The 26,268-nt window shown below is 65.1% G+C and carries 22 protein-coding genes; 13 read left to right on the top strand and 9 right to left on the bottom strand.

Annotated features, from left to right (window positions below):
* Nucleotides 1–88: 88 nt before the first annotated feature.
* Genes ACOOGG_RS13040 through ACOOGG_RS13030 form a run of 3 tightly spaced genes read left to right on the top strand, consistent with a single transcriptional unit; the run spans nt 89 to nt 5,767 of the window.
* Entirely contained in the window at nt 89–2,290 is a 2,202-nt protein-coding gene (locus tag ACOOGG_RS13040; RefSeq protein ID WP_420435716.1) for an MFS transporter, read from the top strand.
* The gene (locus ACOOGG_RS13035; protein ID WP_420435714.1) at nt 2,290–5,181 is read left to right on the top strand and encodes an ABC transporter permease subunit; all 2,892 of its coding nucleotides are present in this window, start codon (nt 2,290–2,292) and stop codon (nt 5,179–5,181) included. Before ACOOGG_RS13040 ends, ACOOGG_RS13035 begins: the two co-directional genes overlap by 1 nt.
* A gap of 28 nt (nt 5,182–5,209) precedes the next feature.
* Nucleotides 5,210–5,767, top strand: a complete 558-nt coding sequence (locus ACOOGG_RS13030; protein ID WP_420435712.1) for a nuclear transport factor 2 family protein — start codon at nt 5,210–5,212, stop codon at nt 5,765–5,767.
* A 14-nt stretch (nt 5,768–5,781) separates the two neighbouring features.
* Here the strand turns inward: ACOOGG_RS13030 and ACOOGG_RS13025 are convergent, their stop codons facing one another.
* Both ACOOGG_RS13025 and ACOOGG_RS13020 read right to left on the bottom strand, forming a co-directional pair.
* Nucleotides 5,782–6,606, bottom strand: a complete 825-nt coding sequence (locus ACOOGG_RS13025; RefSeq protein ID WP_420435710.1) for an amidohydrolase family protein — start codon at nt 6,604–6,606, stop codon at nt 5,782–5,784.
* 43 nt (nt 6,607–6,649) lie between these two features.
* Nucleotides 6,650–7,771 (bottom strand): acyl-CoA dehydrogenase family protein, encoded by a 1,122-nt coding sequence (locus ACOOGG_RS13020; RefSeq protein ID WP_420435708.1) that lies wholly within the window; start codon nt 7,769–7,771, stop codon nt 6,650–6,652.
* 130 nt (nt 7,772–7,901) lie between these two features.
* On the opposite strand from ACOOGG_RS13020, the gene ACOOGG_RS13015 reads away from it, so the two are divergent.
* The 7 genes from ACOOGG_RS13015 to ACOOGG_RS12985 all read left to right on the top strand — a co-directional run bounded on the left by ACOOGG_RS13015 (nt 7,902) and on the right by ACOOGG_RS12985 (nt 15,342).
* The gene (locus ACOOGG_RS13015; protein WP_420435706.1) at nt 7,902–10,217 is read left to right on the top strand and encodes a CoA transferase; all 2,316 of its coding nucleotides are present in this window, start codon (nt 7,902–7,904) and stop codon (nt 10,215–10,217) included.
* 7 nt (nt 10,218–10,224) lie between these two features.
* Entirely contained in the window at nt 10,225–10,647 is a 423-nt protein-coding gene (locus ACOOGG_RS13010; protein WP_420435704.1) for a beta-class carbonic anhydrase, read from the top strand.
* Nucleotides 10,648–10,663: 16 nt separating this feature from the next.
* Nucleotides 10,664–11,407 (top strand): SDR family oxidoreductase, encoded by a 744-nt coding sequence (locus tag ACOOGG_RS13005; RefSeq protein WP_420435702.1) that lies wholly within the window; start codon nt 10,664–10,666, stop codon nt 11,405–11,407.
* Nucleotides 11,408–11,423: 16 nt separating this feature from the next.
* Nucleotides 11,424–11,720 carry a Dabb family protein gene (locus ACOOGG_RS13000; protein ID WP_420435700.1) on the top strand — a complete coding sequence of 99 codons (297 nt, stop codon included), beginning with the start codon at nt 11,424–11,426 and terminating at the stop codon, nt 11,718–11,720.
* Between the two features lie 103 nt (nt 11,721–11,823).
* A complete protein-coding gene (locus tag ACOOGG_RS12995) occupies nt 11,824–13,314 on the top strand; it encodes a flavin-containing monooxygenase (RefSeq protein ID WP_420435698.1) in 1,491 nt (496 codons plus the stop codon).
* Between the two features lie 49 nt (nt 13,315–13,363).
* Nucleotides 13,364–14,137 (top strand): SDR family NAD(P)-dependent oxidoreductase, encoded by a 774-nt coding sequence (locus tag ACOOGG_RS12990; protein WP_420435696.1) that lies wholly within the window; start codon nt 13,364–13,366, stop codon nt 14,135–14,137.
* A gap of 14 nt (nt 14,138–14,151) precedes the next feature.
* On the top strand, nt 14,152–15,342 hold the full coding sequence (locus ACOOGG_RS12985) for a cytochrome P450 (protein WP_420435694.1): 1,191 nt from the start codon (nt 14,152–14,154) through the stop codon (nt 15,340–15,342).
* A gap of 64 nt (nt 15,343–15,406) precedes the next feature.
* Here the strand turns inward: ACOOGG_RS12985 and ACOOGG_RS12980 are convergent, their stop codons facing one another.
* Nucleotides 15,407–17,719, bottom strand: coding sequence for an MMPL family transporter (locus tag ACOOGG_RS12980; protein ID WP_420435692.1), 2,313 nt, complete (start codon nt 17,717–17,719; stop codon nt 15,407–15,409).
* Between the two features lie 105 nt (nt 17,720–17,824).
* Between ACOOGG_RS12980 and ACOOGG_RS12975 the strand changes: the two genes are divergently transcribed.
* The gene (locus tag ACOOGG_RS12975; RefSeq protein WP_420435690.1) at nt 17,825–18,904 is read left to right on the top strand and encodes a zinc-dependent alcohol dehydrogenase; all 1,080 of its coding nucleotides are present in this window, start codon (nt 17,825–17,827) and stop codon (nt 18,902–18,904) included.
* A 32-nt stretch (nt 18,905–18,936) separates the two neighbouring features.
* Entirely contained in the window at nt 18,937–20,220 is a 1,284-nt protein-coding gene (locus tag ACOOGG_RS12970) for an amidohydrolase family protein (RefSeq protein WP_420435688.1), read from the top strand.
* Between the two features lie 7 nt (nt 20,221–20,227).
* Here ACOOGG_RS12970 and ACOOGG_RS12965 read toward each other — a convergent pair whose 3' ends face one another.
* The 6 genes from ACOOGG_RS12965 to ACOOGG_RS12940 form a co-directional block, all read right to left on the bottom strand.
* The gene (locus ACOOGG_RS12965; protein WP_420435687.1) at nt 20,228–20,584 is read right to left on the bottom strand and encodes a hypothetical protein; all 357 of its coding nucleotides are present in this window, start codon (nt 20,582–20,584) and stop codon (nt 20,228–20,230) included.
* Between the two features lie 71 nt (nt 20,585–20,655).
* Nucleotides 20,656–21,324 carry a PAQR family membrane homeostasis protein TrhA gene (gene trhA, locus ACOOGG_RS12960; RefSeq protein ID WP_420435685.1) on the bottom strand — a complete coding sequence of 223 codons (669 nt, stop codon included), beginning with the start codon at nt 21,322–21,324 and terminating at the stop codon, nt 20,656–20,658.
* Between the two features lie 27 nt (nt 21,325–21,351).
* Complete coding sequence (locus tag ACOOGG_RS12955; protein ID WP_420435683.1) at nt 21,352–22,821, bottom strand: sulfatase-like hydrolase/transferase; 1,470 nt, start codon at nt 22,819–22,821, stop codon at nt 21,352–21,354.
* A 29-nt stretch (nt 22,822–22,850) separates the two neighbouring features.
* Complete coding sequence (locus ACOOGG_RS12950) at nt 22,851–24,359, bottom strand: AMP-binding protein (protein ID WP_420435681.1); 1,509 nt, start codon at nt 24,357–24,359, stop codon at nt 22,851–22,853.
* Between the two features lie 4 nt (nt 24,360–24,363).
* The gene (locus ACOOGG_RS12945) at nt 24,364–24,807 is read right to left on the bottom strand and encodes a VOC family protein (RefSeq protein WP_420435679.1); all 444 of its coding nucleotides are present in this window, start codon (nt 24,805–24,807) and stop codon (nt 24,364–24,366) included.
* Nucleotides 24,808–24,909: 102 nt separating this feature from the next.
* Nucleotides 24,910–25,773 (bottom strand): TauD/TfdA dioxygenase family protein, encoded by an 864-nt coding sequence (locus ACOOGG_RS12940; protein WP_420435678.1) that lies wholly within the window; start codon nt 25,771–25,773, stop codon nt 24,910–24,912.
* A 55-nt stretch (nt 25,774–25,828) separates the two neighbouring features.
* Here ACOOGG_RS12940 and ACOOGG_RS12935 point away from each other — a divergent pair, with 55 nt between their 5' ends.
* Nucleotides 25,829–26,266 carry a nuclear transport factor 2 family protein gene (locus ACOOGG_RS12935; RefSeq protein WP_420435676.1) on the top strand — a complete coding sequence of 146 codons (438 nt, stop codon included), beginning with the start codon at nt 25,829–25,831 and terminating at the stop codon, nt 26,264–26,266.
* The last annotated feature ends 2 nt before the right edge of the window (nt 26,267–26,268 follow it).

Genomic DNA, 26,268 nt, shown 5'->3' with positions numbered 1-26,268 from the left:
TGCCTAGCCTCAGGCATCTCTTCGAGCCACTCACGCTACTCTCATGGGCCAGCGCAGGCAGAATAAGCCACGGGCAAACGGGGGAGCTTTGGACAACGAGCAGACACAGAGCGAATCCATCGACTCTCTGGCGACAACGGTGCTTGAGGGTGAGGCCGCTCGGCGTGATGCCCAAAAGGCCGACGTGCTGTTCCCCGACGATTTGCTGCCCGGTGTTGGCGGCGCGCAGACCACCCTCAAAGAGGGCCTGCGCAAGGGCGGCTTCCAGACCTTCGTCGTTCTTCTGGCGTTGAACAGCCTCGACGAGTTGGAGAACAGCGCGGTGGCCATCTTGGGACCCGACATAGGCGAGAGTTTCGGGGTGAGCGATGGGGCTATCACCGCCATCAGCACCGCGTCGCTAATGTTCTTCGTGCTCGGTGCCGGCCCCATGGGATGGCTGGCCGACCGCTTCCGCCGCGGCCCCATTGTGGGCATCGCCAGCGGGGCCTTCGCCGCCTTCAGCGCTCTGTCGGGGGCGGCGGTCAACGCCCTGATGTTCTTCTTCATGCGGTTCTTCGCCGGCATGTCCAAGGCCAACACCATCACCGTGCATCCCAGCATCCTGGCCGACACCTACCCGCTCCAGACTCGGGGCCGCATGTACGCCACCAATGCTGGGGTGGGACGGGTGTTCTCCGCCATTAGCCCGGTCCTCGCCGGGGGCATCGCGGTATGGGTCGGCGGCGACGACGGCTGGCGGTGGGCGTTCTATCTGCTCGGGCTGCCCACCGCGGCATTGGCTTTCTTCGCCTTCTTCTTGCGGGAGCCGCCCCGGGGCCAATGGGAGCAAAAGCACGTTCTAGGGGCCGGACTCAAGCAGGACAACAAGATGCCCATCTCGGTGGAGGCCGCTTTCACTCGCATCTGGAACATCGACTCCATTCGCAGCATGACCATCGCGTTCGCTGCTATGGGCTTCGCTCTCTTCCCGGCCGGTTCAATCCAGTCGTTCTTCTTGGAGGAGGAGTTCGGCCTAGACGCCTTGGAACGAGGCCTGGCGGTGGCCCCGGCAGGACTCGGGCTAATCATGTTCTTGCCGTTTGTCGGGCGCCGCTTCGATGCCACTTTCCGGAAAGACCCCAACCGGGCGCTGCTGCTGATAGGCGTGCTGCTGGTACCCATCGGGGTGCTTGTACCCATCCAGTACGCCATGCCCAACCTGGCTCTGTTCATGGTGTTCTCCGCGATCAATTCCACGCTCTTGGGCGGGGCCTTCTCTATGGTGCAGCCAGCCATCCAAGCGGTGTTCCCCTACCGCCTGCGAGGCATGGGCACTGCCATCTTGACCTTCTTCATGGTCATGGTGGGCGGAGTTGGGGGCAGCATCATCGCCGGCTTCCTCCAGAACGAACTCGGCGAGCAAACCGCCATCACCATCATCACCGCGATCGCCATGCCTATCGGTGCCTACTTCGTGCTACGGGGGGCCGGCCGGGTGCGTCGCGATCTCTCCTTGGTCGTTGGCGAGCTGAGGGAAGAACAGGACGAAGAGCGTCGCCAAGCCGAAAGCGACCCCGACGACATTCCGGCCATCCAGTTGGCCCACGTGGATTTCAGCTACGGGCAGGTACAGGTGCTGTTCGATCTCGGCTTCGATGTGCGCAAACAGGAGACGCTGGCCCTGTTGGGAACCAACGGCGCGGGCAAGTCCACTGCGCTCAAGGTGATCACCGGCCTGGTAACCCCCGAGCGGGGCGTGGTGCGCCTGCACGGCCAGACCATCACCTTCGCCACCCCCGAGCAGCGGGCCGCCATGGGATTGCACATGCTGCCCGGCGGGGCCGGGGTGTGGAGCGACCTGACGATCGGCGACAATCTGCTCATGGGGGCCTACGCCTACCGCAAGGACCCCGACGACCGGGACCGGCGCATCGAGAAAGTGCTCGAGATGTTCCCCGAATTGGCCACGCGGCCCAAAGAGCGGGCCGGCAACCTCTCGGGGGGACAGCAGCAGATGCTGGCGTTGGCCCGGGTGATGCTGCACGAACCCGAGGTGCTGATGATCGACGAGCTGTCGCTGGGGCTGGCACCGGTGGTGGTTCAGTCATTGCTGGAGACCATCGAAGAGCTCAAGGATCAGGGCCAGACCATGATCATCGTGGAGCAGTCTCTGAACGTGGCTTTGGCGATCTCCGACCGCGCCGTGTTCTTGGAGAAGGGGCAAGTGCGATTCGAGGGCCCAGCCCAAGAGCTGGCTGAGCGTGATGACCTGGCCCGGGCGGTCTTCCTGGGTACAGAGGGTGGCTGATGAGCCCTGCCACTGTCTCGGTGCTCGGAACATGGATCACCCAGCAACTGGCGTTCGACGGGGTGGTCAACGGCTTGGTGACCGGCCTGGTGGCCATGGGGATCGTGCTGATCTACCGATCCACCCGGGTCATCAACTTCGCGGTGGGCAACATGGGCATCATCGCGGCCTCGATGATGGCGCTGCTGATGCTGAACTACGGCTGGGGGTTCTGGTTGGCTCTGGTGCTCTCGCTGGCATTGGGCGTTTTGTTCGCCGCCGCAGTGGAGCTGACCGTCATCCGCCGCCTGTTCACCTCTCCCCGGGTGATCGTGCTGGTGGCCACTGTGGGCATTGCCCAGCTGGCCCAACTTGTGGTCTCCCAGCTCCCCGACATCGAGGCGGCCGGCAAGAAATATCCGGTACCGGTCGGCTCTATCTGGGAGGACGTCTGGTTTACCGAGATCCGAGTGCGGGGTCCGCAGCTCACCATCCTCATCGCGGTGCCGCTGCTGGCCCTGCTGCTGGGCTGGCTGATGAACCGAACTGCGTTCGGAAAATCGGTTGCTGCGTCGGCCAACAACCGCGACCTCTCCCGACTATCGGGTATCAACCCCAAGATTGTGTCCACCTTCGTGTGGGTGATGGCCGGGCTGTTGGCCTCGGTGTCGATGATCATGCTCTCAGGATCCAGCGGACAGGTGGCCGGGTTGGCCAACCTGGGGCCCCAGACGCTGGGCAAGGCGATGGTGGCCGCGGTGTTGGCCGCCATGGTGTCTTTCCCGCGGGCCATGTTGGCCGGAGTGCTGATCGGCGTCCTCGACGCCCTGTTCAGGTTCAACTTCTTCACCGAAACCGGGCTCATCGACTTCGTCATCTTCTTGGCCGTGCTGGTGGCCGTTTACTTCCAAAGCCGGAGTCAAGGAGAAACCGGGGTCTTCTCGTTCACCCCCAAGGTGCGGCCGATCCCCGAGCGGCTGCGGCAGGTGTGGTGGCTGCGGCATCTGTCTCGTATCGCGCTCGTAGCGCTGTTGGTTCTCGGCGCCATCTTGGTGCAGCTCCCCGGTATCTCCAACCTGCCTTCTCGCCAGCTTCTTTACGCCACCGTGTTGTGCTTTGCGGTATGCGGCCTGTCGGTCACCATCATCACCGGCTGGGCCGGTCAGCTCTCTTTGGCCCAGATGACCTTTGCCGGAATGGGCGCCTTGTTCGCCGCCGGCCTCAAGCGGGGACTGTCCATGGACTTCACCGTGGGAACCGGGTTTCTGCCCGGCGACGCCCTGTCGTACGACTTCTTCGACATCCAGTTTGAGACCAGCGGAATCCCGTTCATGGCGGCCATACCCCTGGCCGCGCTGTTCTCGGCACTGGTGGCCGCGGTGATCGGAATCGGGTCGCTTCGGGTCCGCGGCCTCTACTTGGCTGTCACCACGTTTGTGTTTGCCCTGGCTGCCCAGCAGTACCTATATCGGCGGCCGTTCTTCACCGGCGGGAGTTCCTCGTCGGTGTCGTTTCGCCGAGGCGAGCTGTTCGGACTCGAGCTCAAGTCGCAGAAGGCTTACTACTACGTCTGCCTGGCCTTCTTGTTGATCGTGGTGATCATCGTGAGCCGACTGCGCCGCTCGGGTGTCGGACGCTCCATCATCGCGGTGCGAGACAACGCCGACTCCGCGTCCGGCTACACGGTGGGCCCGGTGCGCTCGAAGCTCTCGGCGTTCGCGCTGGCAGGGGGCATCGCCGGACTGGGCGGAGCGCTGTTGGCCGGATTGGTGCAAAACGTCCCGATCAGCGAGCGGTTCTTCCAGGTGGGCGACTCCTTGCAGCTAATCGGCATGGTGGTTATCGGGGGACTCGGCTCCTCGGTGGGCGCCGTGCTGGGGGCGATATGGGTATACGGCCTTCCCAACCTGTTCGACAGCGCCGAGACCGTGGCCCTGTTCTCCTCCAGCATCGGCTTGCTGCTGGTGCTGATGTACTTCCCCGGCGGGCTGGTGCAAATCGGCTACAGCGCCCGCAACGCCCTCATCGGAATAGCCGAGCGACGACTTGGGCCCGACCCCGGCGGAAAAACCATTCAGGCCGCGCCAACCAGCCTGGTCCGCCCGCACGATCCCCGGCCCGCTACCGATCCCATATTCGCCGGGCACAACATCAACGTGCGGTTCGGCGGCGTAGAGGCGGTGGCAAGGGCCACGGTTCTCGTACACCCCGATGAGATCGTGGGCCTCATCGGCACCAACGGAGCAGGCAAGTCCACCTTCATGAACGCGGTAGGCGGCTATGTGCCGTCCACCGGCCAAGTGGAGTTGCTCGGCTCAGACATCACCCGGCTCTCTGCGCCTCGAAGGGCCCGAGCCGGGTTGGGACGCACGTTCCAGACCGCCGCCTTGTTCCCAGAGCTTTCGGTGCGAGAAACCGTGCAGGTGGCCCTAGAGGCCCGGAGAAGAACGCCGATCATCAGCACCGCCCTGCACCTCCCCCACACCTTCTTCCTGGAGCGGCGGCGCCGGTCCGAAGCCGAAGAGCTGATCGACTACCTCGGGTTGGGCCGCTATGCCGACTCCTACATCAGCGACCTGTCCACCGGCACCCGGCGTATCGTGGAGATCACCGGGCTCTTGGCCCTGGGCGCCCGGGTACTGTGCCTAGATGAGCCCACCGCCGGGGTGGCCCAGCGGGAAACCGAGGCGTTCGGGCCGCTCATCGTCAACATCCGCCGGGAACTGGGGGCAGCCATGCTGATCATCGAGCACGACATGCCCCTCATCATGAGCATCAGCGACCGGGTGTATTGCCTAGAGGCCGGCAAGGTCATCGCCGAGGGCTCCCCTTCTGCGGTACGCAACGACCCACTCGTGATTGCCAGCTATCTCGGCACCGACGAGCGGGCCATAGCCATCAGCGACGGCTGACTTGGAGAAGCCAGCCAGAGAGGAACCAATGAAGATCGATCCCACCCGCAGTTGGGCGGCCGTCGAGGAACGCCTCGCGGCCACCGAGAACCCACGGCACCGCCAGCTCCTGCAAGTGCTGTTGGACCACCTTGAGGCGGAGGCAACCAAGGACTTCGACCGGCTGGTGTCCACCCTGTCGGACGATCCCCAGTACCACTTCTGGATTCCCGATGCCGGATTCGATGCCGGTCCCAAGGGCTATGACGCGGTGACCGCCCACTACACCCAGCTCTACGAGGAGGGCCGCAACACAGTCCAGTACGACATTGAGCGGATCGTGGTGGACGACTACTGCATCGTGACTGAGGGGGTATTCCACCAGGTGTACCCGGGGCGGGTGCTAGTCGACAGGGGCCTCGAGGTGGACGACCCGACCAGCCCCTACGCCCTGACCATGCGGCTGGTGCTGTTCTGGCCCTACGACGACAATGGCAAGCTCACCGGAGAGGACAGCTACTCCGACGGACTGATGTTCACCCCCGAGCGCATCACCAAGCTGAGCCCTGAAGACCTGCCCGACTCCTACGCAGACTCGTCCGCCTGACGCCGTCTACCACCTCAGTAGCGGGGGTTTCGGGGACCGAAGAACAGGCGCTCGGCGTTGGCGTAGAGGTACTTGTCGAGCACGCCGTCACGCAGGTCCAAGTCCCAGGCCTCGGTGATGCAGCGGCGCATGTCGAGAGCCGGATGGTCGGAGGCGAAGATCACCTTGTCTTGGCCCCGGGTGTTCATGAAGTGGACGAACTCAGCCGGGAGCCGCTTGGGGCTATAGGCCGAGGTCATCAGGTAGAGGTTCTTGTACTTGATCATCAGCCGCATGGCCACCCCCCACCACGGGTCGGCGCCGTGGGCCATGCACAGCTTCAAGTCGGGGAAGCGCAAACAGATCCGGTCGAGAAGCATCGGGTCTTGACCCTCTCCGGGCATGGGCGGGCCGGGAATGCCGGTGTTGATGGAGAGCGGCAGATCCAACTCGGTGCACTTGGCATAGAGCGGGTAGTACACCGGGTCGCTGGGCGGCACGTCGACCCCGAACGGCACCACCCGGGCCAGGGCCACCGGGTACTGCTTGACCATGTCCTCTAGCTTCCACAGCACCGGCATCATTCCACGGGGGTCGAGATGGGCGGCCAGGGCGAACCGCTCGGGGTACCGCTCCACGAAGTCGAAGGGCCGGGGGTTGTCCTCGCCGACCGATACCTGAACTAAGGCCCTCTCCACCCCCAGTTCGTCCATGAGCGGCAACAGCTCCTCAGGGGTGAAACTGCGGAAGAAGTCGGCCCCGCCGTGGAGATAGTCCTCCTTCACCCGGACCAAGTGCTCCGGGGGCTCATAGTCGCCCATGTTCACGTTTACCCAGCAATCGATGGCTCTCGGCGGCATGGCCTGAAGTTAGCGGTCTCGACGAGGCGGGCTTGAGTTGCTGCTACCAGCCCCGCCCCTGCGGGTCCAGACCCAACAGGGCCTGGCCGCCGCCAATGACCACCGATTGATCAAACGCCGGGAACTGCATCGCCACGTAGAGGTCCCGCAGACGGCGCTCAATGGGGCTGGATCTAATGGCCGCCGGGGTTCCCACTGCGTGGAACAGACGCTGCACAGCCTCCAGAGAGGACCGCCCGGCATGCACATAGAGAAGACGGGCCTCGGCCACCGCTTTGGCGTCTTCGGGATCGTTCCACGCCCGCTGGGTGGCGTCGACTACGCCGGAACGGGCCGCAGCCACCGCGGCGGCCGCCTCACCCACCGCTGCCTGCACGGGGTGGCGATCTTGCAGCAGCTTTTCCGAGCCGCTCGACCCGGCCTTGGCGGCCAGTGCCACCACACCGTCGATGGCTCCCTGGGCCAGCCCCAACGCCACTGCGGCCACCGGGGCGTGGGTCGCCATCCGCAGGAGCCTCGAGTGGTACAGACGCAGATCCTCGTCGGGCGGGCCCTCACCGGTAGCGGTCCGCTCTCTGGGGACGAACAAATCAAGGGCTACTACATCGTGGCTGCCGGTGCCGGCCATTCCCATCACCGACCAAGTCCGAATGATCTCCAGTTGATCGGCGGGAACGAACATGGCCCGTGGCGCGGCCTCGCCCTCCACCGAGCACGCCAGCATGGCCCAATTGGCATGCTCGATGCCGCTGCAAAAGTCCCACTGCCCGCTGATCCGATACCCGCCCGGCACCACGACTGCGGTTCCCTGGGGTCGGAACGACCCCGCGACCCGGAAATCGGCGGGAGAGCCAGCCATGTCAGCCAGGACATCGGCCTCGAGCCATCCGGTCAGATAGCCAGTGGTGCTCGACACCATCACGCACCAGGCAGTTGACCCGTCGCCCCGGGCGATGGCCTCCACACAGTGATAGGCCACCATGGCGTCCTGGCCTGGACCACCCACCGATTCCCGCAGGTACAACTGAAGGACTCCTGAGGAGATCAGTTCGTCGACCAGAGCCGACGGCAACGACAGGTCTTGCTCGATCTGGTCAGCCTCGGTTGCGGCTCGTTGGCCGATGCGGACCGCCGATTGGATGAATCGATCGCTGTTCGCGGTCAATTCTGACTCCGAGCCCGTCCAGCGCCAAGGATTGACAGCATGACTCGACGCTATCTCGGCCGGGTGTCCTGACCGGACTCGTCAACTTCTCTGATATGCCCCTCGCACGCTCAGGAACCAGAATCAAGACATGGCTACTGCCCTGGAAGGGTTGCGAGTAATTGAGCTCGGCTCAGGAGCGGCCGCGGGCATTGCTGGAATGGTCTTGGCCGAGAACGGGGCAGAGGTAGTCAAGGTCGAGCCACCAAGCGGCGACCCCTGTCGAGGCCAACCCGGTTTCGCCGTCTGGCACCGAGCCAAGAAGAGCGCCGTCCTCGACCTGGCCGAAACCGGAGACCGTGAGCGATTCTGCGAAATTGCCCGAGTGGCCGACGGGGTTATTGAGGCGTTCCGTCCGTCGACCGCCGAACGGCTTGGCGTCAGCTATGAAACCCTGCACCGCCTAAACGGCCAACTTGTGTACGCCTCCATCACCGGGTTCGGCGAGACCGGGCCATGGCGGGACCTGCCCGGCTACGAGCAGATCGTGGCGGCCAAGAGCGGACGCATGGCCACCTACGAAGGGGTGCGCCCCGGACCGGTGTTCACCCCCGTTCCCATTGCCTCCTTCGGGGCAGGGATGCTGGCTGCAGTGGGCATGATGGCCGGAATTCTGGCCCGCGCCCGCCTAGGTGAGGGTCAGCGGGTCCACACCAGCCTGCTCCACGCCTTGAGCGTGTACGACATGACCAGCGGTCACGGGAATCGCACCAACATTCCGCCGGAACCGGGAAGGGTCTACGGAATCATGCGGGTGCCGTTTATGACCGCGCCCACCAAAGACGGCCGCTTCATCCAAATGTGCAGCCGCCAAGCCCACCACTACCGAAGATGGCTGGCTGAGCTGGAACTCGAAGCGCTCCTAGACGATCCCGAGTTGGCCAACGCCCCCGACCTGTGGCCCAGCGAACAGCGGCTGGCCGAGGCGATTGACGCCATTGAGGGCCGCATGGCGGAACGCACTGCCGATGAGTGGATGGATGTCTTCTCGGCCAACGACATCGGCGGCGATCCGTTCCTGGCTCCTCAAGAATTCCTGGATCATCCCCAGTGCACCGATAACGATCGACGCCAAGAAGTGCTGGACACCGAGATGGGTCCGACGGTGCAGATCGGCCCGCTCGGGCTTTACTCCAACACGCCGTCGGTGGTCGGACCGCCCGCTCCACGCCTCGGCGAGCACACCAGCGAAGTGCTGGGCAACTGGCTGTCTGCACCTTCCCCTGCCCGCGACGTAGATCAAGCCGAACCCGCCAATGAGCTGCCGCTGGCCGATGTCACCGTCTTGGATGTCGGCTATTTCTACGCCTGCCCGTTCGCGGCCACTCTGCTGGCTGAGGCGGGGGCTCGGGTTATCAAAGTGGAGCCGCCCACCGGCGATCCCGGACGTCGCAACTGGACCACTGACTACGTGAAATCACAGGTGGGCAAGGAGTCCATCGTGTTGGACCTCAAAACCCCCGAGGGCCTCGACATCCTGTACCGGCTGGTGGACCAGGCTGATGTGTTCCTGCACAACTTCCGGCCGGGAACACCCGAGCGGCTGGGCATCGACGCCGACTCCGTGCTGGCCCGCAACCCCCGCCTGCTCTACGTGTACGCCTCGTGCTTCGGCAGCCGCGGCCCGTGGGCCCACAAGGCCGGATTCCACTCGTCGCCCAATGCCATCGCCGGCGCTGGCGTTGTGGAGTCGGGCGACCAGAATCCGCCCCGCAACCGCACCTACGGCGATCCCACCGCCGCCTTGGCCACCGCGGCGGCCATCATGGCCGGCGTTCTGGCCTGCCGCCGCACCGGTCGGGGGCAGAAGCTGGAGACCACCATGCTCACCGCCACCGCCTACGCCGTGGCCGAGTGGGGCATCCAGCATCCTGGGCCGGCAGCCCCGCTGGTGGACTCCGGGCAATACGGCTTCCACGCCTACCAGCGGCTGTACGAGACCAGCGATGGGTGGCTGGCCCTGGATGTGCATCTAGACCGCGAGCGTCAGGCTCTGGGCGCTGTGCTTGGCGTCGAGCTTCCCGAGCTGCCCTCCCCGGAACTCGCAACCCAGCTAACCAGAGTGTTCAGTTCGGACTCGGCTGAGGCTTGGGAGTCTCGGCTGCTGGCCGCCGGGGTGCCCGCGGCCCAGGCCGACCGGGGTGACTTCTTGGGAAACATGCTGAACGAAAGCCACATGAGGTCAAGCGGCGTGGCCGTAGAAGCCAGCCAAGCTGGGCTGGGCTCATACTGGAGGGCGGCGCCGACCATGCAGTTCACGTCTGCGCCCACCCCGCTGGCCCCTGCGCTCCCCCTCGGTTGGGCCACGACGGCGATTTTGGGTGAACTTGGTATCGAAGAGGAGGAGATCACCCGGCTGCATGACGCCGGGGTGACCAAGCCAATCGGGCATGGACTACCCAGCTAAAGGACCCATGAGCGAATCATCTGAACTCCTAACGTCGGTTCTAACCTGCATGGACTACCGCTTGGACCCTCTGGCCATTTTGCGGCTTGACCCAGGAGAAGCCCACGTGATCCGCAACGCCGGGGGCTACGTGACCGACGACGCCATCCGGTCCATTTGCCTGTCGCAGCAGCTTGTGGGAACCAACCGGATTGTGGTGCTGCACCACACCGACTGCGCGGCCTCGGCGAGAACCGCCGAGGGCTACCGGGAGCTGGTGGAAGCGGGTACCGGGGTGTCGCCGGCCTGGGATGTCGAACCGGTAGGCGACCCCCGAGAACGGGTCTTGGCCGCGATAGAGCAGCTCCGGGCATCACCGCTTCTGGATACCTCCCTACTGGAGGGCTTCGTCTATGACGTCGACGACGGCACCCTGACCCTGGTCGGGTAGCCACTAACCTCGGCCCGTGGATTTAGGAATCAGCGGACGTCGGGCCTTGGTGGCCGCCTCCTCGGCCGGGTTGGGATTGGCCACCGCAGTAGCGCTGGCTGAGGAGGGATGCCGGGTAGCCATGAATGGGCGCGACTCCGGCCGCCTCAACGACGCGGCCCGCAGCGCGCCCGGCGCCATTCCCATCGTCGGTGATGTGTCCGATGCGTCTGGGGCGACCGCACTAGTTGAGTCGGCCAACGAAGCCTTGGGCGGCATTGACATCCTGGTCACCAACGCCGGAGGCCCGCCCGGAGGGAACTGGGCCGACACCGACACCGATCTCTATCCGGCCGCGCTCGACCTGAGCCTGATGTCGGTTGTGGCCATGACCAAGGCGGCAGTGCCGGCCATGCAAGCCCAGGGCTGGGGCCGGGTGCTGGCCATCACCTCAGTGTCGGTGCGCCAGCCACTCGACATGCTCATCTTGTCCAACACCGCTCGTGCCGGGGTCACCGGCTATCTCAAGACCATGGCCAACCAAGTGGCTGCCGACGGGGTGACCGTCAACTCCCTCCAACCCGGCTACCACGCCACCGACCGGCTTCGGCAGCTGTTTGGAGAACGCATGGCAGACCTGGAGTCGACCGCCGCCACCGGATCGGTAGGCGACCCTTCCGACTTCGGTCGGATCGCCGCTTTCTTGTGCTCCGAGCACGCCCGGTTCATCACCGGAGCAGCGCTGCCAGTGGATGGCGGGCTTTGCGCCGGACTTCAGTAGACAAAAGGAGAAGCCCATGATCCGACACGTTGTGATGTTCAAGTTCCGAGACGACGCCGACGAGGCCCAGCGCCAGGCGGTACACGACGCCATCGCCACCATGCCCGAGGTCACCGGCGTTACCGAGGCCTACGCCATCGGACCCGACCTGGGCCTGGCCGAGGGCAACTTCGACTTCGCCGTTGTCGGGGACTTCGCCGACCAGGCCGCCTACGAGACTTACCGCGACAACCTCGAGCACCGCCGGATTATCAACGAGATCATCCGCCCCGTCGTCACCGAGCGGGCCGCCATCCAGTACGAGATCCCCTGACCGCCTCGCAGCGGCCATCGTCTTTCAGCGATGAGCAGCTGCCGGTTTTCTATCGACTGCGTTCGCGAGGGTAGCTTTTTCCGAGGAACCCAGAGAGGTGGACATGAGCACGCAGCTAGAAGAAACAGGCAACGAAAACGGGGAGCGGGACTTGAGGATCGCCATCATCGGCGCCGGGCCGGGTGGGCTGTGCGCCGCCATCCGGTTGCGCCAGTCGGGGTTCGAGAACTTCACCGTGCTGGAGAAGAGCGGCGGCGTGGGCGGCACTTGGTATCACAACCGCTATCCCGGCTGTGCCTGCGACATCCAGTCGGAGCTCTACTCGTTCTCCTTCGAGATAAACACCACATGGACCCGGCCATACGCCCGCCAGCCCGAGATCTTGAGCTACATGGAGCGCTGCGCCGAGAAGTACGGCGTGCTTCCCCATTGCCGGTTCGACGACGCGGTGATGTCGGCCCGCTGGAATGACGACTCCGCTACCTGGACCCTGACCACCGAATCGGGCGCCGAGGTCACCGCCGACGTGGTGATCAGCGCGCTGGGCATGTTCAACGATGTGCCCCTGCCCGACATCGAGGGCTTGGACTCCTTCGAGGGCAAGACCATCCACTCGGCCCGGTGGGATTGGAACCACGACCTCGCCGGCGAGACCGTGGGAGTGATCGGCTCGGCGGCGAGCGCGGTGCAGCTCGTCCCCGAGATCGCCCTCGAGGTGGGCCAGCTTCACGTATTCCAGCGCACCGCCAACTGGGTGCTGCCCAAAGAGGACGACCCCTACACCCCCGAGGAGATGGCCGCCCGCCAGACCGACCCCAGCATCGTGGTGGCCCGCCGCAACGAGCTGTTCGAGCAGGTGGACACCGGCATGGCGTTCAAGGACCCCAACCGGCGGGCCGAGATGGAGGCATTGGGTGTCCGTGCTCTGGAGGAGGTGTCCGACCCGGAGCTGCGGGCCAAGCTCACCCCCACCCACATGTGGGGCTGCAAACGCCCGCTGTTCCACAACGAGTATTACGCCACCTACAACCGCCCGAACGTGGAGTTGGTGACCGACGCCATCGAGCGGATCACTCCCAAGGGCGTGCTCACCGTCGATGGCACCGAGCGGGCGATGGACACCTTGGTGCTGGCCACTGGGTTCTCCACCACCAAGTACCTGTCGGCCATCGAGGTGACGGGGAGAGACGGCCTGGACATCGAGGACGCCTGGAACGACGGCGCCACCGCCTACATGGGCATCACCACTACTGGATTCCCCAACCTGTTCATGCTGTATGGCCCCAACACCAACAACGGCTCGATCATCACCATGATCGAGTACCAGGTGGAATACGCCCTGGCCCACATCCAGCGCCTGGCCGCCCAGCGCCTAGCCTGGGTGGACGTGAAGGCTGAGCCAATGGCCCAGTACAACGAGTGGGTCCAGGAGGGAATCGCGGGAATCGAGCCCTGGCACGCCACCTGCAACGGCTACTACCGCAGCCCCAGCGGCCGCATCGTCACCCAGTGGCCCCACAACATGACCACCTTCAAGGATCAAACCACCGCCATAGACGAGGACGCCTACGAAGCAGCAGCCCTGGCGGACTGAACCTGATCAGAGCAACAAAGAGCACCCGGACCCGCAGGAGGCAACGGCAATGAGTGGACGACTGGATGGGAAGGTGGCGCTAATTACCGGCAGCGCCCGCGGGCAGGGTGAGGCTGAGGCTCGCCGGTTCACAGCCGAAGGGGCCAAGGTGGCCATCACCGATCTGCGGGATGTGCAGGGCGAGCAGCTGGCCGCCGAGCTGGGGCCCGACACCTTCTACCAGCAGCTTGACGTCACCCGGGAAGATGACTGGGACGCGGCGGTGGCCGCCACCGTGGACCGTTTCGGAAAGCTGGACATCCTGGTGAACAACGCCGGAATCGGGGCGTTCGGAACGCTGGAGGGACTCGACTTGAAGACCCACCACGAGATGATCGACATCAACCTCCACGGCGTCTACCTGGGCATGCGGGCGGCCAAGGCTGCGCTGGTAGCCACCGGCAACGGGGCCATCGTGAACATCTCCTCCATCGACGGCATAGTCGGCGTACTGGGCATGACCAGCTACTCGGGAAGCAAATTCGCGGTCACCGGAATGACCCGCTCGGCGGCCATCGAGCTTGGGCCGTTGGGGGTTCGGGTCAACTCGATCCATCCGGGCGTGATCAACAGCCCCATGGTGCAGGAGGCCCCGCCCGAGACCCGGGCCCGCCTCGACCGGCTCATGGACATGCAGCCCATCAAGCGCATGGGCGAGCCCGACGAAATCGCCTCGCTGGCCCTGTTCTTGGCCAGCGATGAGGCCAGCTACATCACCGGCGCCCAGTTCGTGATCGACGGCGGGCACCTGGCCGGCCCGTGGCGGGAATCATTCGAGGAGTAGGGAAGTCCAAAGCAATGGCCGACACCCTTCCACCGTTCGACCCCCACAATCCCGAGTATTTCGAGACGGGCCTGCCCTTTGACTTGCTGGTCGACCTGCGCCAGCAGGGGCCGGTGGCCAAGACACCGCTGGGCTACTACCTGACCCGTCGCCAAGAGGCCGACGATCTTTTGTATGCGGTGGACATGTTCGGCTCCGACATGACGCCGGGTACCGGGCTCAGTGGCGTGGAGGAAGTGCCCCAAGAGCAATTGTTCTTGCCTGAGATCGATGAGCCGATCCACGGGCAAATCCGCCGGCTGTACAACTCGGCGCTGGGTCCTCACCGCACCATGAGAATTCAGCCGTTCGTGCGCGAGACCTGCGAGCGGCTGTTGGACGCGCTGGTGGGCGGAGATCCCGTCGACCTGCACGCCGATTACGCCGTGCCCATTCCTTGCGAGGTGATCGCCCACATCATTGGGCTCCCCGAAGGCGGTGCCAACAAGCTGAAGGTGTGGTCGTCGGACGGCTCGGTCATGTTCCGGGCCGTGTGCCCCCAGTACTCCCCCGACGGCCCGCCCATCACCGGTTACCTGAGAGACTTGGTGGCCCAAGAGCGCCTAGCCCCTGAGCCCAGCTCCCACACTTACAAGGTGTTCTTGGACGCAGAGATCGAAGGCGAGCCCCTGAGCGACACGGTGATCGCCCATCAACTTCAGACCATGGTTCTCGGCGGGGTGCACACCACCCGGGGGCTTTTGGCCCACTCTATGCACCGGCTCATCGTCGAGCCCGACACCTGGGCTGCCCTGGAAGCCGACCGGGAGCTAATCCCGGTGTTCGTGGAGGAGTCGCTCCGCCACGACTCCCCTGCGCCCCGGGTAGCCCGGCGTTGCCTCAAAGACACCACCCTGGGCGGCGTGGAGATGCACCAGGGCGACTGGGTAGAGGTAGGCCTAGCTTCGGCCAATCGCGACGAGGCCCACTACGACGACCCCGAGGACTTCCGACTCGACCGCCCCGACCCCCTCAACCATGTAGCCTTCGGCGCCGGCGCCCACGTCTGCCCCGGCGCCAGCCTGGCCCGCCTCGAGGGAGTCACCGCCATCGAAACCCTGCTCGACCGAGTGTCCGCCCTAACCCCGGTAGAAGGCTTCGCATACCCACCCCTCCCCGCCAACCTCGCCTACAGCGACCTCCCCACCCACATCACCTGGCGCTAAGGCTCAATCCCAATCCCGGTTCCAGTGGTTGTAGGCGGTTACTTCGGCTGCGGGAGCGGTCGACTCAGCCGTCCGCATCCTCTGGCTGGCGGGCCCCTTCGATTGAGATATTTGGCAGCAGGCGGTCGAGCCAAGCTGGCAGCCACCAGTTGCGGGCGCCAAGAAGCTCCATGGTCGACGGCACGATGAGCATGCGCACGAAGGTGGCGTCGATGAACACTGCGGTGGCGAGGCCCAGACCGAAAACCTTGGGGACGCGATCGTCCTCCAGCACGAAGCTGAGGAACACTACGACCATGATGGCGGCCGCGGCGGTAATCACCCGGGCGGTGACGGCGAGGCCGTCGGCCACGGAGTTCACGGGGTCGCCCGTTCGGTCGAACTCCTCTTTGATTCGAGAGAGCAGGAACACCTCGTAGTCCATCGACAGCCCGAAGACCACCGCGAACAGCATCATCGGGATGAACGGCTCGATGGGTCCGGAGTCCACCCCGATCATCGAGCCACCCCAGCCCCACTGGAACACCATGACCATGACGCCGTATGCCGCGCCGATCGACAGCATGTTCATGATCACCGCTTTGAGGGGGACCACCAAGGACCGGAAGACCATCATCAACAGGAAGAACGACAGGGTCAGCACGGCCAAGAAGAACACGATGAGCCGACCCCCCAGATAGTCGGAGAAGTCGATGTCGGCCGCCACCGCCCCGGTCACCAGAGGCCGGAGGGTCGAGCCCGCCACTGCGCTCGGCAAAATGTCATCGCGCAGGGCATTCACGAGAGCCTCGGTTTCGGCATCTTGAGGCGCAGTCGTGGGCTGGATCTGTATGAATGCGGCCTCACCATCGCCGCTTGGTTGGGGGGGCGATGCCACCGCCACACCCGGGGTTTGGTTCAGGACTCCCGACAGCCGGTTGAGCGCTTCGAGATCGGCCGGCCCTTGCACCTCCGACACGATCATCACGGGGCCATTGGCACCGGGACCGAACCCCTCGGCGAGAAGGTCATAGGCCTGCCGAGCCGACGTGTCCTCGGCCATGTTGCCCTCATCGGAAAAACCTAGGCGGAGATCGAGCACCGGCGATGCCAAGAGCAAGAGAAGGGCAGCGCCCCCGATGGCGTACGACCAGGGGCGGTTCTGGACCGTGCGGCTCAGGCGGTACCACAAGGTCTGGCGCAGCGGCTTCGCCGCTTGCGGCGCAAGACGTCGCCGCAGGGGGTTGTGTCGAGAGCGAATAAACCCGAGCACTGCAACCACCAACGCCAGGGGCAAGCCGACCAGCAAGGGGCGGAACCCGAAACCCACGCCCAACAACGCGATGGCCACCAGACCGGAGATGGCGATACCCCGCCACTGGGTGACGTTGATCCGATCCCCCAACAGCGACAGCACCGCCGGCAAGAGGGTGATCGAGCTGAATACCACCATGGCCACCGTTACCGAGGCCGCCAGGCCGACCCCGGCTATGAACCTCACTCCGATGAAGGAGAGGCCGAGCAGCGAGATGACCACGGTCATGCCGGCGAAGACCACCGAGCGCCCGGCGGTGTCGAGCGCCACCACGGCGGACGACTCGGCGTCAAGCCCTCGGCCGCGCGACTCCCGGTAGCGTGTCACTATGAACAACGCATAGTCGATGCCGGCCCCGAGGCCGATCATCAGGCCTAGGGTCGGCGCCAGATCGGGGATCTGCACGACGTTGGTCAACAAGATCATCAGCCCAATTCCCGCGCCCACCCCCAGCAACGCGACCAGCACGGTGGTGCCCATGGCCACCACCGACCCGAGAGCCAGAATCAGCACGACGATGGCGAAGGCCAGCCCGATGGCCTCGGCCTCGGGGGGTTCGAACCCCGACAGTGCGTAGCCGCCGATCTCCACTCGCAATCCGGGGGTGTCGTTCAGACCTGCGTCGTCGATCAGGCCTCTGATCTCGTCGCCGATATCGCCCGATTCGTTGTCGTCGACGCTGGGATCGAGGGTGATCGGCGCGTAAGCAATGGTGCCGGGAGCACTTCCGGCAGACGAGATCAGGCGCAAGCCCTGAGGCTCATAAGGGGAGACGAGCGCCACATCTTCGATGGCCCGCACCTCTTCGAACAAAGCTGACATGGCTGCTTCAACCTCGGGGTCGCGGGCTCCCGCCTCGGCCTCGAAGACGATCGAGCCGGTTAGCCCGGAGCCGAACTCCTCGAAGTGGGCTTCGAGGACGTCGAACCCGTCCCCGCTCTCGGTGGAAGGGATCTCCCGTTGGCTGTCGAACGACGGGCCGACGATCCCGATGGCAGCCAATATGGCAGCCAAAACGACGACGCAGACCAGAACCGCCCGCCACGGGTGGCGGAAGCTGGCGCGGGCATAGGAGGCGAGCACGAATACCTCAGGTGTAGGGGGTGAAGGGATGCCGAAGAGCTGGCGGCGCGGCCAAACCTAGTGGTCAGGGCCGTAGCCGTACTATCCGCGTCGTAGGATCACGCCATGAGCGACTCGGTGCGGGCGATGGTGCAGGTGGGGCCAGGGCAACTGGAAATGCAGGAGTTCGCCCGACCGCGGGTGGGCGAGGATGACGCTTTGCTGCGGATCGAGGCATGCGGGATTTGCGGCACTGACGTAGAGACGTATTCGGGCAGCTCGCTGATGAACTACCCGGTGATCCCCGGCCACGAACCGGTGGGAGCCATCGAAGAGGTGGGTGAGCAGTACGCGGCTCGTTGGGGACTGAAGCCCGGCGACCGGGTGGTGGCCGAGGCCGCCTACGGATGCGGGCGTTGTCTGGCGTGCCTCGACCAGCAGATGTGCCGGGTGGCGCCCGGCAACCACGGGTTCACCCCCACCGGACGTGCGCCAGCGCTGTGGGGCGGATACGCCGAGATGATGTACCTGGCGCCGGGATCGGTCCCCCACAAGATCGACAATTCCATCCCGCCTCGCATCGCCGCGCTGTACAACCCCCTGGGTGCGGGTTTCGCCTGGGCAGTCTCGGCCCCTGGCCTGCGCTACGGCGACACCGTCACCGTGCTCGGTCCCGGCCAACGGGGGCTGGCCTGCGTGATCGCGGCCGCGGCCGCGGGGGCGTCGGCCATTTTCGTGACCGGCCTGGGGTCCCAAGACGCCCACAAACTGACTCTGGCCACCGAACTCGGCGCCGACGTGACCATTGATGTCGAGACAGAGGACGCGGTGGAACGAGTCCTGGCTGAAACCAACGGGCGGGGCACCGACATCGTGGTGGACACCACCCCCCACGCCACCCAGCCGGTGGTGGATGCGGTGTCCATGGCTCGCCCCGGAGGAACCATCGTGTTGGCCGGACTCAAGGGCCATGGGGTGGACGGCTTTCCGTCCGACGACGTTGCCATGCGCTATCAGACCGTCATCGGAGTGCGCACTGTGGACTACCACAGCTACCGCCAGGCGGTGCGGCTCATCGAGTCGGGGTCACTGCCGGTGGAACGCCTCCACACCCACCACTTCCCCTTGGATCAGGCCGCAGATGCCGTTCAGACCTTGGTCCAAGCAGGCAACCACGAGGCCGTCTCCATTACCGTTGAACCCTAGAAAGTCCTAGGAATCACCTCAGAGGAACCCCCATGAACCCCGACGATCTCATCTTGATCAGCGTTGACGACCACATCGCCGAACCGGCCGACATGTTCGAGGCCCATGTGCCCGACAAGTACAAGGAGCACGCCCCCAAGGTGGTCACCGACGAGAACGGGCGGGAGCAGTGGTACTACGGCAAGCTGCCCGGCCGGAATCTGGGGTTGAACGCGGTGGCCGGCAAGCCCAGGGAGCACTACAACATCGACGCCAGCCGCTACGACGAGATGCGCCCCGGCTGCTACAACGTTCACGAGCGGGTGCGGGACATGAACGCCGGCGGCCAGCTTGCCGGGCTGAACTTCCCCAACTGGACCGGATTCTCCGGCCAGGTGCTCAACGAGGGTCCCGATCCCGACCTCAACGAGATCATGATCAAGGCCTACAACGACTGGCATATCGACGAGTGGGTCGGGGCTTATCCCGACCGTTTCATCCCCTGCGGCATCCTGCCCCTGTTCGACATCGAACGGGCGGTGGCCGAGGTCAAGCGGCTGGCCAGCAAAGGCTGCCATGCGGTGACCTTCTCGGAGAACCCGGCGATGCTGGGCATGCCTTCGATCCACTCCGGGGCGTGGGATCCGCTGTTCGCGGCGTGCAGCGATCTGGGCACGGTGCTGTGCTGCCACCTGGGGTCGTCGTCCCGGTCGATGGGGGCTTCGCCGGACGCTCCTCCCAGCGTGCCGATGACCCTCTCCTCCGCGCTAACCATCTCCACCCTGGTAGAGCTGGTATGGGCCGAGTTCTGGGACCGCTTCCCCGATCTGAAGTTCTCGCTCACCGAGGGCGACATCGGCTGGATCCCCTACTTCTTGTGGCGGGCTGAGCACGTGCAAGACCGCCACTCGGGCTGGACCAAGCACGAGTTCGGCATCGACGGCAGCCCCACCGGCGTGTTCCGCAACCACATTCTGTGCTGCTTCATCAACGACCGCATCGGGGTGAAGCTGCTGGACGAGTTCAACGTGGACAATCTGTGCTGGGAGTCGGACTACCCCCACTCCGACGGCACCTGGCCCCAGGCCCCCGAGTACGTTGCCAAGCTGATGGGCGAGTTGCCCGCCGATGTGGTGGCCAAGATCACCCACCAAAACGCCATGCGCCACTACGGCTTCGACCCCTTCGCCCACCGCCCGCGGGAGAAGTGCACCGCAGCGGCTCTGCGGGCCGAGTCACCCGACGTCGACGTGGTGACCCATGTCGGCCGCCCTGCCGATGAGCGCGACGCCGAGTTCTGGAATCGAATTCAGACCGGCGGTTGGAAGCGCGAGTGACCTGCTGCTAGCTGCTGCGGCGCTGATTGGCGATGATCACCGCGGCGGCAAATCGCCTGTGGCACTGCGTCTGGATGTGGCGGGCGGCAGCAGTACTTGTGGAGCGGGCGGCCCGGCGGGCCATTCGGTCGAACGTGTCGGCCTCGGCGCGGATGGCGTCATCGGTTGGGGCGGTGCCAATCCGGTCGGCAAGACTCCGCAGGCGATCAACGCAGGCGCGGATGAAATCCTTGGTGCACGTCCCTGTGTTGTGAGCCGTCTGTATGGCCTCCCACAACCCTTCGTAGGTGTTGGCGATGTCGTCGAGCACCTCTGGGCCTAGGCTCTGGGGAAAGGCCTGCAAGTCGAATTCCAGTGACTGCATATCAGCCTCGTTCTGACCCCTCCTGGAACGGGCGAAAACTATTCGGCCGATGGCTGTACCCCTTCGCCTACTCAGGCCAGCGGAAGGGCGAAGAAGGTGATGGCCACGTAGTGAAGGGCCACCGCGGCAATGACCAATAGATGGAAGATCTCGTGATAGCCGAACCAGCGCGGCCATGGATCGGGGCGCCGGAAGGCATAGATGAGCGCGCCCAGGGTGTACAGGCCCCCACCGATGAACAGCAGCGTCGCCCCGGCGACGCCCATGTTGGCCCAGATCTCGCCAATTACCAGCAGCGCGGCCCAACCGACCACCGGATAAGGGGCGACCAACACCCATCGGGGGGCGTGAAGCCACGCAACTCGGCCGATGACACCGAGCGCGGCACCTGCCCACACCACGCCCAAGACCAGCTGGGCTGATCCGGTCCCCAGCGCGAAGAACCCCACCGGGGTGTAGCTGGCGGCGATGAAGACGAAGATCATCGAATGGTCCAGGCGGCGGAATATATCCTTCACCGACGGGGTCCAGTTGCCCGCGTGGTAGGCCGCGCTTACTCCGAAGATAAAGACCACGGCGATGGCATACACCGCCACAATCGCACGGTCAGCTCCACCTGGTCCCAGAGTGACGACAATGGGGGCGAGCACCGTGGCGGCTACCGCGGCCAGCGCGTGGGACCAGCCCCGGAAAACCGGCTTGGGAATAACTAGGGGGCCAGCGACCGTCAGGCTGACCACCCTACACGGGTGCCGCCCCAAATAGAACTAGCCACCCAGCTCGGCAGCCTCGTACTCCAGCAAGCGGCCGAATAGATCCCGCAGCTCGGACCGGCGGGAGCGGTCGTTGGCCAGGTTGACCACCTCGTGGGGATCTTCGGCCAGGGAGTACCACTCGTGGTCGTGGTCGTCGAAGTCGGCGTCGGTGTCGAACAGCTTCGGCTCGGGGGCGGGATTGCCGGTGCGGTCGATGCCGCCGCCCACCCCGTAGTAGCGGGCGTACTTGGTCTCGCCGTCGAAGAAGCCCCGCACCGCGTAGCGGCTGTGGCGGAGCAGCTCCGACTGGGCGCTGTCCTGGCTGAACAGCACATAGTCCCGCACCGACGTCGAGGGATCAGCCAGCGATGGGGTGAGATCTTTGCCCGACAGGGTGGGACTGCTGTCGATGTCCACCCCGCCGAGGGCGGCGATGGTGGCGGCCAGATCCACATGAGTGGCCAGCGCATCGGTGGACGCACCCTTTGGGGTGAGTCCGGGGGCTTTGACGATGAGCGGCACCCCCATGACCTCCTCGTACACACACGGCAGCTTGGCCCGCAGTCCGTGCGACCCGCAAGCGTCGCCGTGGTCGGAGGTGTAGATGACCACGGTGTCGTCATAGGCCCCGATGTCGTCGAGAGCGCCGAGAATCGAGGCGATGCTGTGGTCCAGCAGCTCGTGGAGCCAGGCGTAGTAGTCCAGTTGGCGCAGCCAGGAATCGATGTCGTCGTGGGCCATGTGGCCCACCATGTGCTCCCGATTTCGGACATGCCGCCAGGCCCGCTGCACCTCGGGCTTGGTGTGGAGGTCGTCGTGGAAATTGTCAGGCAGCTGAGTGAAGCGTCGTGGGTAGATCTCCTCGAGGGGTTCCAGATCGACCTGGCCGCCCAGCATGTGCTCGTGGAGGAAGTTGAACACGCCCATCAGGTCGGGGTTGGACTCCTGGAATGACGGCTGGTCCAGCGGATACCACATCACGTCGTGGGGGTTCACCAGCGCCACGGTCAAAAACCACGGACCTACGGAAGGGTCGGCACCGTGGGTTTGCAGCCAGTCAACCGCCTGGTCGGCGATTACTGGGTCAAAATGCCGGCCGGTCCACGGACCGCCGATGTAGTGGCGGTCGTCGCCTTGCCAGCCGCTGTAGCCGAAGGCTTCCATGTCGGGCATAGGCTCGTGGGTCAGGTGGTATTTGCCCAGGTAGGCCGACTCGTAGCCGACGTCGCGCATCAGCCGCCCCACGGTGGGAATGGCCGGGTCGAGCGCGGTGTGTGCCGGAAAGCTGACGTTGTCCACCACGCCGTGCTCGGCCAGGTAGCTGCCGGTGTACAGGCTGGCCCGAGACGGCGAGCACGGTGAGGAATGGGTGTAGTAGCGGTTGAAGTCCAAGCCGTCGCGGCGCAGCCGGTCGTGGGCCGGCATGTCCACCACCCCGTCCAGCCACGGGTTGCGCCGCTCCTCGTCGGACACGATCAGCAAGACATTAGACTGTTCTGTGGGCATTGCGGTCACACTCCGTACGTTTCCCGGAGCTGCTTTTTGAGCACCTTGCCCACTGGGTTGCGGGGCAGCTCGTCGACGATCTCCAACTGCTCGGGGATTTTCTGGTTCATGAGTCCGACTTCCTTGCAGTGCTCCACCATCTCGCCAAAGCTGAACGCCTCCCCGGCCTTGGGTGCCACCACGGCACAGCACCGCTCTCCCGAGACCGCGTCGGGCAGCCCGATGACTGCCACATCGCCTACTTTCGGGTGGGAAAACAACACGTCCTCCACTTCCTTGGCCGAGATGTTCTCCCCCTTGCGGATGATCACATCCTTCTTGCGCCCGACGATGGTCACGAACCCCTCGTCGTCGACCTCGGCCAGATCGCCGGTGAAGAAGAACCCCTCGTCGTCGAAAGCGGTCTCGTTCAGCGCATCGTCCAGATAGCCCCGGCACAGAGTCGGGCCCTTCAACAGCAGCTCTCCGTCGATCAGCTTCCAGTCGGTGTCGCCCAGAATCCGACCCTCGGTGCTGGCCAGCTTGTCGTCGGGATCATCGAGGAAGCAGTAGGTGACGATGGGGCACTCGGTGAGCCCGTAGCTGGAAATGATGCCCACACCGCCCATCTCGTTCTTGACCTCCATGTGGAGCCCAGCCGGCTTGGGGGCACCTCCGCCGATGGCGGCCCGCATCTTGGGGAAGATCGGCTGGTCAGGGGTCTTGCGCTGCTCGGCCAGAAAGGCGATGAAAAATGGGGTGCCCGAGCCGGCCAATGTCAGCCCGTGCTCCCGGAAGAAGCGGGTGTCGGTTTCGGGACTGAAGCTCTCCACCATCAACATGGGAGTGCCGCACACCAGGGTGGCGATGAGCAGGCTGATGCCACCGATGTGGGTGTACGGGAAGGCCAGCGGCCACACGTCGTCGGCCCGCAGTTCCAGGTTCTCCCAAACGTGGCGGGCGGCGGCGATCACCGAGTCGTCGCCGTGCTTGGCCCCTTTGGGGTCAGCGGTGGTGCCCGACGTGTAGTAGATCCACCGCACCGGCAGCCGTCCCTCGTCGTCTAAGGGCGCCTCGAACGGGGCCAGCGTGGCGGGGTCGCCCTCGGGGAGGTCGCCGTCGCACACCAGCACGTCGCAGTCCTCGGTGGTGGCCACCACGGTGTTGGCCATCGCCTGGTAGTCGAAGCCTCGCCACACCGACGGCGCCACAAGGAGCCGGGCCCCGGTTTGGCGGACCACAAAGCCCACCTCCCGCTCCCGGTAGATGGGGATGATCGGATTCTGGACGGCCCCCAGCCGGGCCAGAGCAGCCGACAAGATGAGCGACGCCCGGCCATTGGGCAGCTGCCATGAAACCCGGGAGCCGGCGGAAATACCCAGGTCGGCCAACCCGGCGGCGGCCCGCTCGGCGGAATCCCGGAACCCGGCGAAGGTCATCACCGTGCCGTCAGGTTCGATGGTCAGCGGGGCGTCGGGGGAAGCGGCAGCTCGGCCCTCGATCGCCTCCCAATAGGTTCTGGGGTTTCCTATCACCGGGTCATTCTCCCAGGTCGTTGGTCGGAGTCTCGAAGCCGACCAGCAGCTCCACAAGCTGCCCGGCCGGGGTTCGGATCATCACGGCAACATTCCACAGGCGTGTGTCTTCCAACACTTCGCCGCCGTGGGCTTTCACCTGCTCAAGCGCCGTGTCCAGATTGGCGACATTAAGCGAGAGGTGGGTGAGGCCGGGCTCGTTCATCACCCGGGTCGGCCGCTCCACCACCCCGGCGCCGCGGAATTGCAACAACTCGAGCACGAACTCGCCCTTGCGCAGATACACCGCCCGCAAACCGGGCTTCTCCATCTGAAGAAGTTGGCCAGTGGCCTCGTCGTCAGCATCCAGGGCCCCGACTCGTTCGAAGTCCAGCGCCCCGATCCAGAATCCAGCCTCGGCATCCAGGTCGGCCACCGCCAACCCAACATGGTTTACCTTCTCGCTCATCGAGGCTCACCCCCTCGCTGCATCCCCATCGGCCATGCAGCGTAGGCTGCTACGGCGCTTGCCGACGAGGACAACAGACGGGGTCCTCTTGGGCGTTGGCAGCTAGTCGCGGTCGAGGCCGTAGGCGGCGGCGGAGACCCGCTCGTATTGGTAGGGGGCCCACTGGGTGGTGTCGAAAGCGGGTTCGGGGTGGTCGCCCAGGATGGTGACTCGGCTGATGGCCCGATTGCCCTCAAAATCGTTCACCGCGAAGTGCTGGGTGGCTCGGTTGTCCCAGATGCCGATGGTGCCCTCACTCCAGCTGTAGCGGCAGGTGAAATCGGTCTTAGAAGCGTGGGCCGTGAGCAGGTCCAGCAGCGCCTCAGACTCGTCTCGGCTGAGCTGGGGGATGCGCCGGGTGAACTGCTTGTTCACGTACAGCGACGGCCGGCCAGTGCGGGGGTGCCGGCGAACGATGGGATGCTCGGCCTTGTGGTCGGGTTGGCCGTAGTTGGCCGCGGTGTGGATGGCAGTGAGCCCGTTGATCATCTGCTTCGTGGGCTCGGCCAGCGTCTCGTAGGCCTTGTACATGTTGGACCACATGGTGTCGCCGCCGGCGGCGGGCATGACCATGGCGTTGAGCACCGAGCAGATGGGGGGGGACTGCTCGAAGGTGCAGTCGGTGTGCCACACGTCGGCCACGTAACCCGACTCGCCCCTCAGCACCACGATCTCAGGATGGTCCTCGTCCAGCTTGGGGATGTAGGGGTGGATCTCCGGCTCGCCGAAGCGAACGGCGAAAGCCCGGTGCTCGTCGGGGGTGAGGTGCTGGTCGGGGAAGAACAGCACCAGATGCTCGTCGAGCAGCTCTTGGATGAGGGCGAACTCGGCATCGGACACCGAGGCCAGCGACAGCCCCCGAACCTCGGCGCCCAACGCTCCCGCTACGCGGCGCACATCCAGATCAACAGCATCGATTACAGCCATGGCCGCGAGCCTACCCCCATCGCCAAGAGCGTCGAAAAGGTGTCAACATGGGGCCATGTCTGATCGAGATGCTTTGGCCGACCTCGCCGCCGACTACGCCCGCTGTGTGGACCGGGGCGACCCCGAGGGCGTGGCGGCCTGCTTTGCCCCCGACGGAGTGCTGCGCCGCGTGGACCTGCCCAGCGGAGGAACGATCCTCAGTGAGCGGACAGGCCGAGAGGAGATCGCCCGGGCCATCTCCCGGATGAGCTACAACGCCACCTTCCACTTCCTGGGCCAGCAGCAGACCGAGGTCACCGGCGACACCGCCACCGGCGAGACCTACTGCATTGCCCACCACCTGACGGTTCCCGACGACGGGACTCCGGCCACCGACTTCATCATGTTCATCCGCTACCACGACCAGTTCGTCCGCCTCGACGAGGGCTGGCGCATCGCGGAAAGAGAACTCCAAATCGACTGGACCGAGAACCGGTTGGCCGAAGGCACCTAGCA

This window comes from Candidatus Poriferisocius sp. (assembly GCF_965214065.1).
Classification (GTDB): domain Bacteria; phylum Actinomycetota; class Acidimicrobiia; order Acidimicrobiales; family Bin134; genus Poriferisocius.
Note: the sequence above shows the minus strand (reverse complement) of the source record. Positions and strands in the feature narration are given on the sequence as shown.

Bases quoted from the DNA above. Each gene is read 5' to 3' on its own strand.
- ACOOGG_RS13035 (WP_420435714.1), top strand. From the start codon at position 2,290: ATGAGCCCTGCCACTGTCTCGGTGCTCGGAACATGGATCACCCAGCAA.
- ACOOGG_RS13030 (WP_420435712.1), top strand. From the start codon at position 5,210: ATGAAGATCGATCCCACCCGCAGTTGGGCGGCCGTCGAGGAACGCCTC.
- ACOOGG_RS13025 (WP_420435710.1), bottom strand. From the start codon at position 6,606: ATGCCGCCGAGAGCCATCGATTGCTGGGTAAACGTGAACATGGGCGAC.
- ACOOGG_RS13015 (WP_420435706.1), top strand. From the start codon at position 7,902: ATGGCTACTGCCCTGGAAGGGTTGCGAGTAATTGAGCTCGGCTCAGGA.
- ACOOGG_RS13010 (WP_420435704.1), top strand. From the start codon at position 10,225: ATGAGCGAATCATCTGAACTCCTAACGTCGGTTCTAACCTGCATGGAC.
- ACOOGG_RS13000 (WP_420435700.1), top strand. From the start codon at position 11,424: ATGATCCGACACGTTGTGATGTTCAAGTTCCGAGACGACGCCGACGAG.
- ACOOGG_RS12995 (WP_420435698.1), top strand. From the start codon at position 11,824: ATGAGCACGCAGCTAGAAGAAACAGGCAACGAAAACGGGGAGCGGGAC.
- ACOOGG_RS12990 (WP_420435696.1), top strand. From the start codon at position 13,364: ATGAGTGGACGACTGGATGGGAAGGTGGCGCTAATTACCGGCAGCGCC.
- ACOOGG_RS12985 (WP_420435694.1), top strand. From the start codon at position 14,152: ATGGCCGACACCCTTCCACCGTTCGACCCCCACAATCCCGAGTATTTC.
- ACOOGG_RS12975 (WP_420435690.1), top strand. From the start codon at position 17,825: ATGAGCGACTCGGTGCGGGCGATGGTGCAGGTGGGGCCAGGGCAACTG.
- ACOOGG_RS12970 (WP_420435688.1), top strand. From the start codon at position 18,937: ATGAACCCCGACGATCTCATCTTGATCAGCGTTGACGACCACATCGCC.
- ACOOGG_RS12965 (WP_420435687.1), bottom strand. From the start codon at position 20,584: ATGCAGTCACTGGAATTCGACTTGCAGGCCTTTCCCCAGAGCCTAGGC.
- ACOOGG_RS12945 (WP_420435679.1), bottom strand. From the start codon at position 24,807: ATGAGCGAGAAGGTAAACCATGTTGGGTTGGCGGTGGCCGACCTGGAT.
- ACOOGG_RS12940 (WP_420435678.1), bottom strand. From the start codon at position 25,773: ATGGCTGTAATCGATGCTGTTGATCTGGATGTGCGCCGCGTAGCGGGA.
- ACOOGG_RS12935 (WP_420435676.1), top strand. From the start codon at position 25,829: ATGTCTGATCGAGATGCTTTGGCCGACCTCGCCGCCGACTACGCCCGC.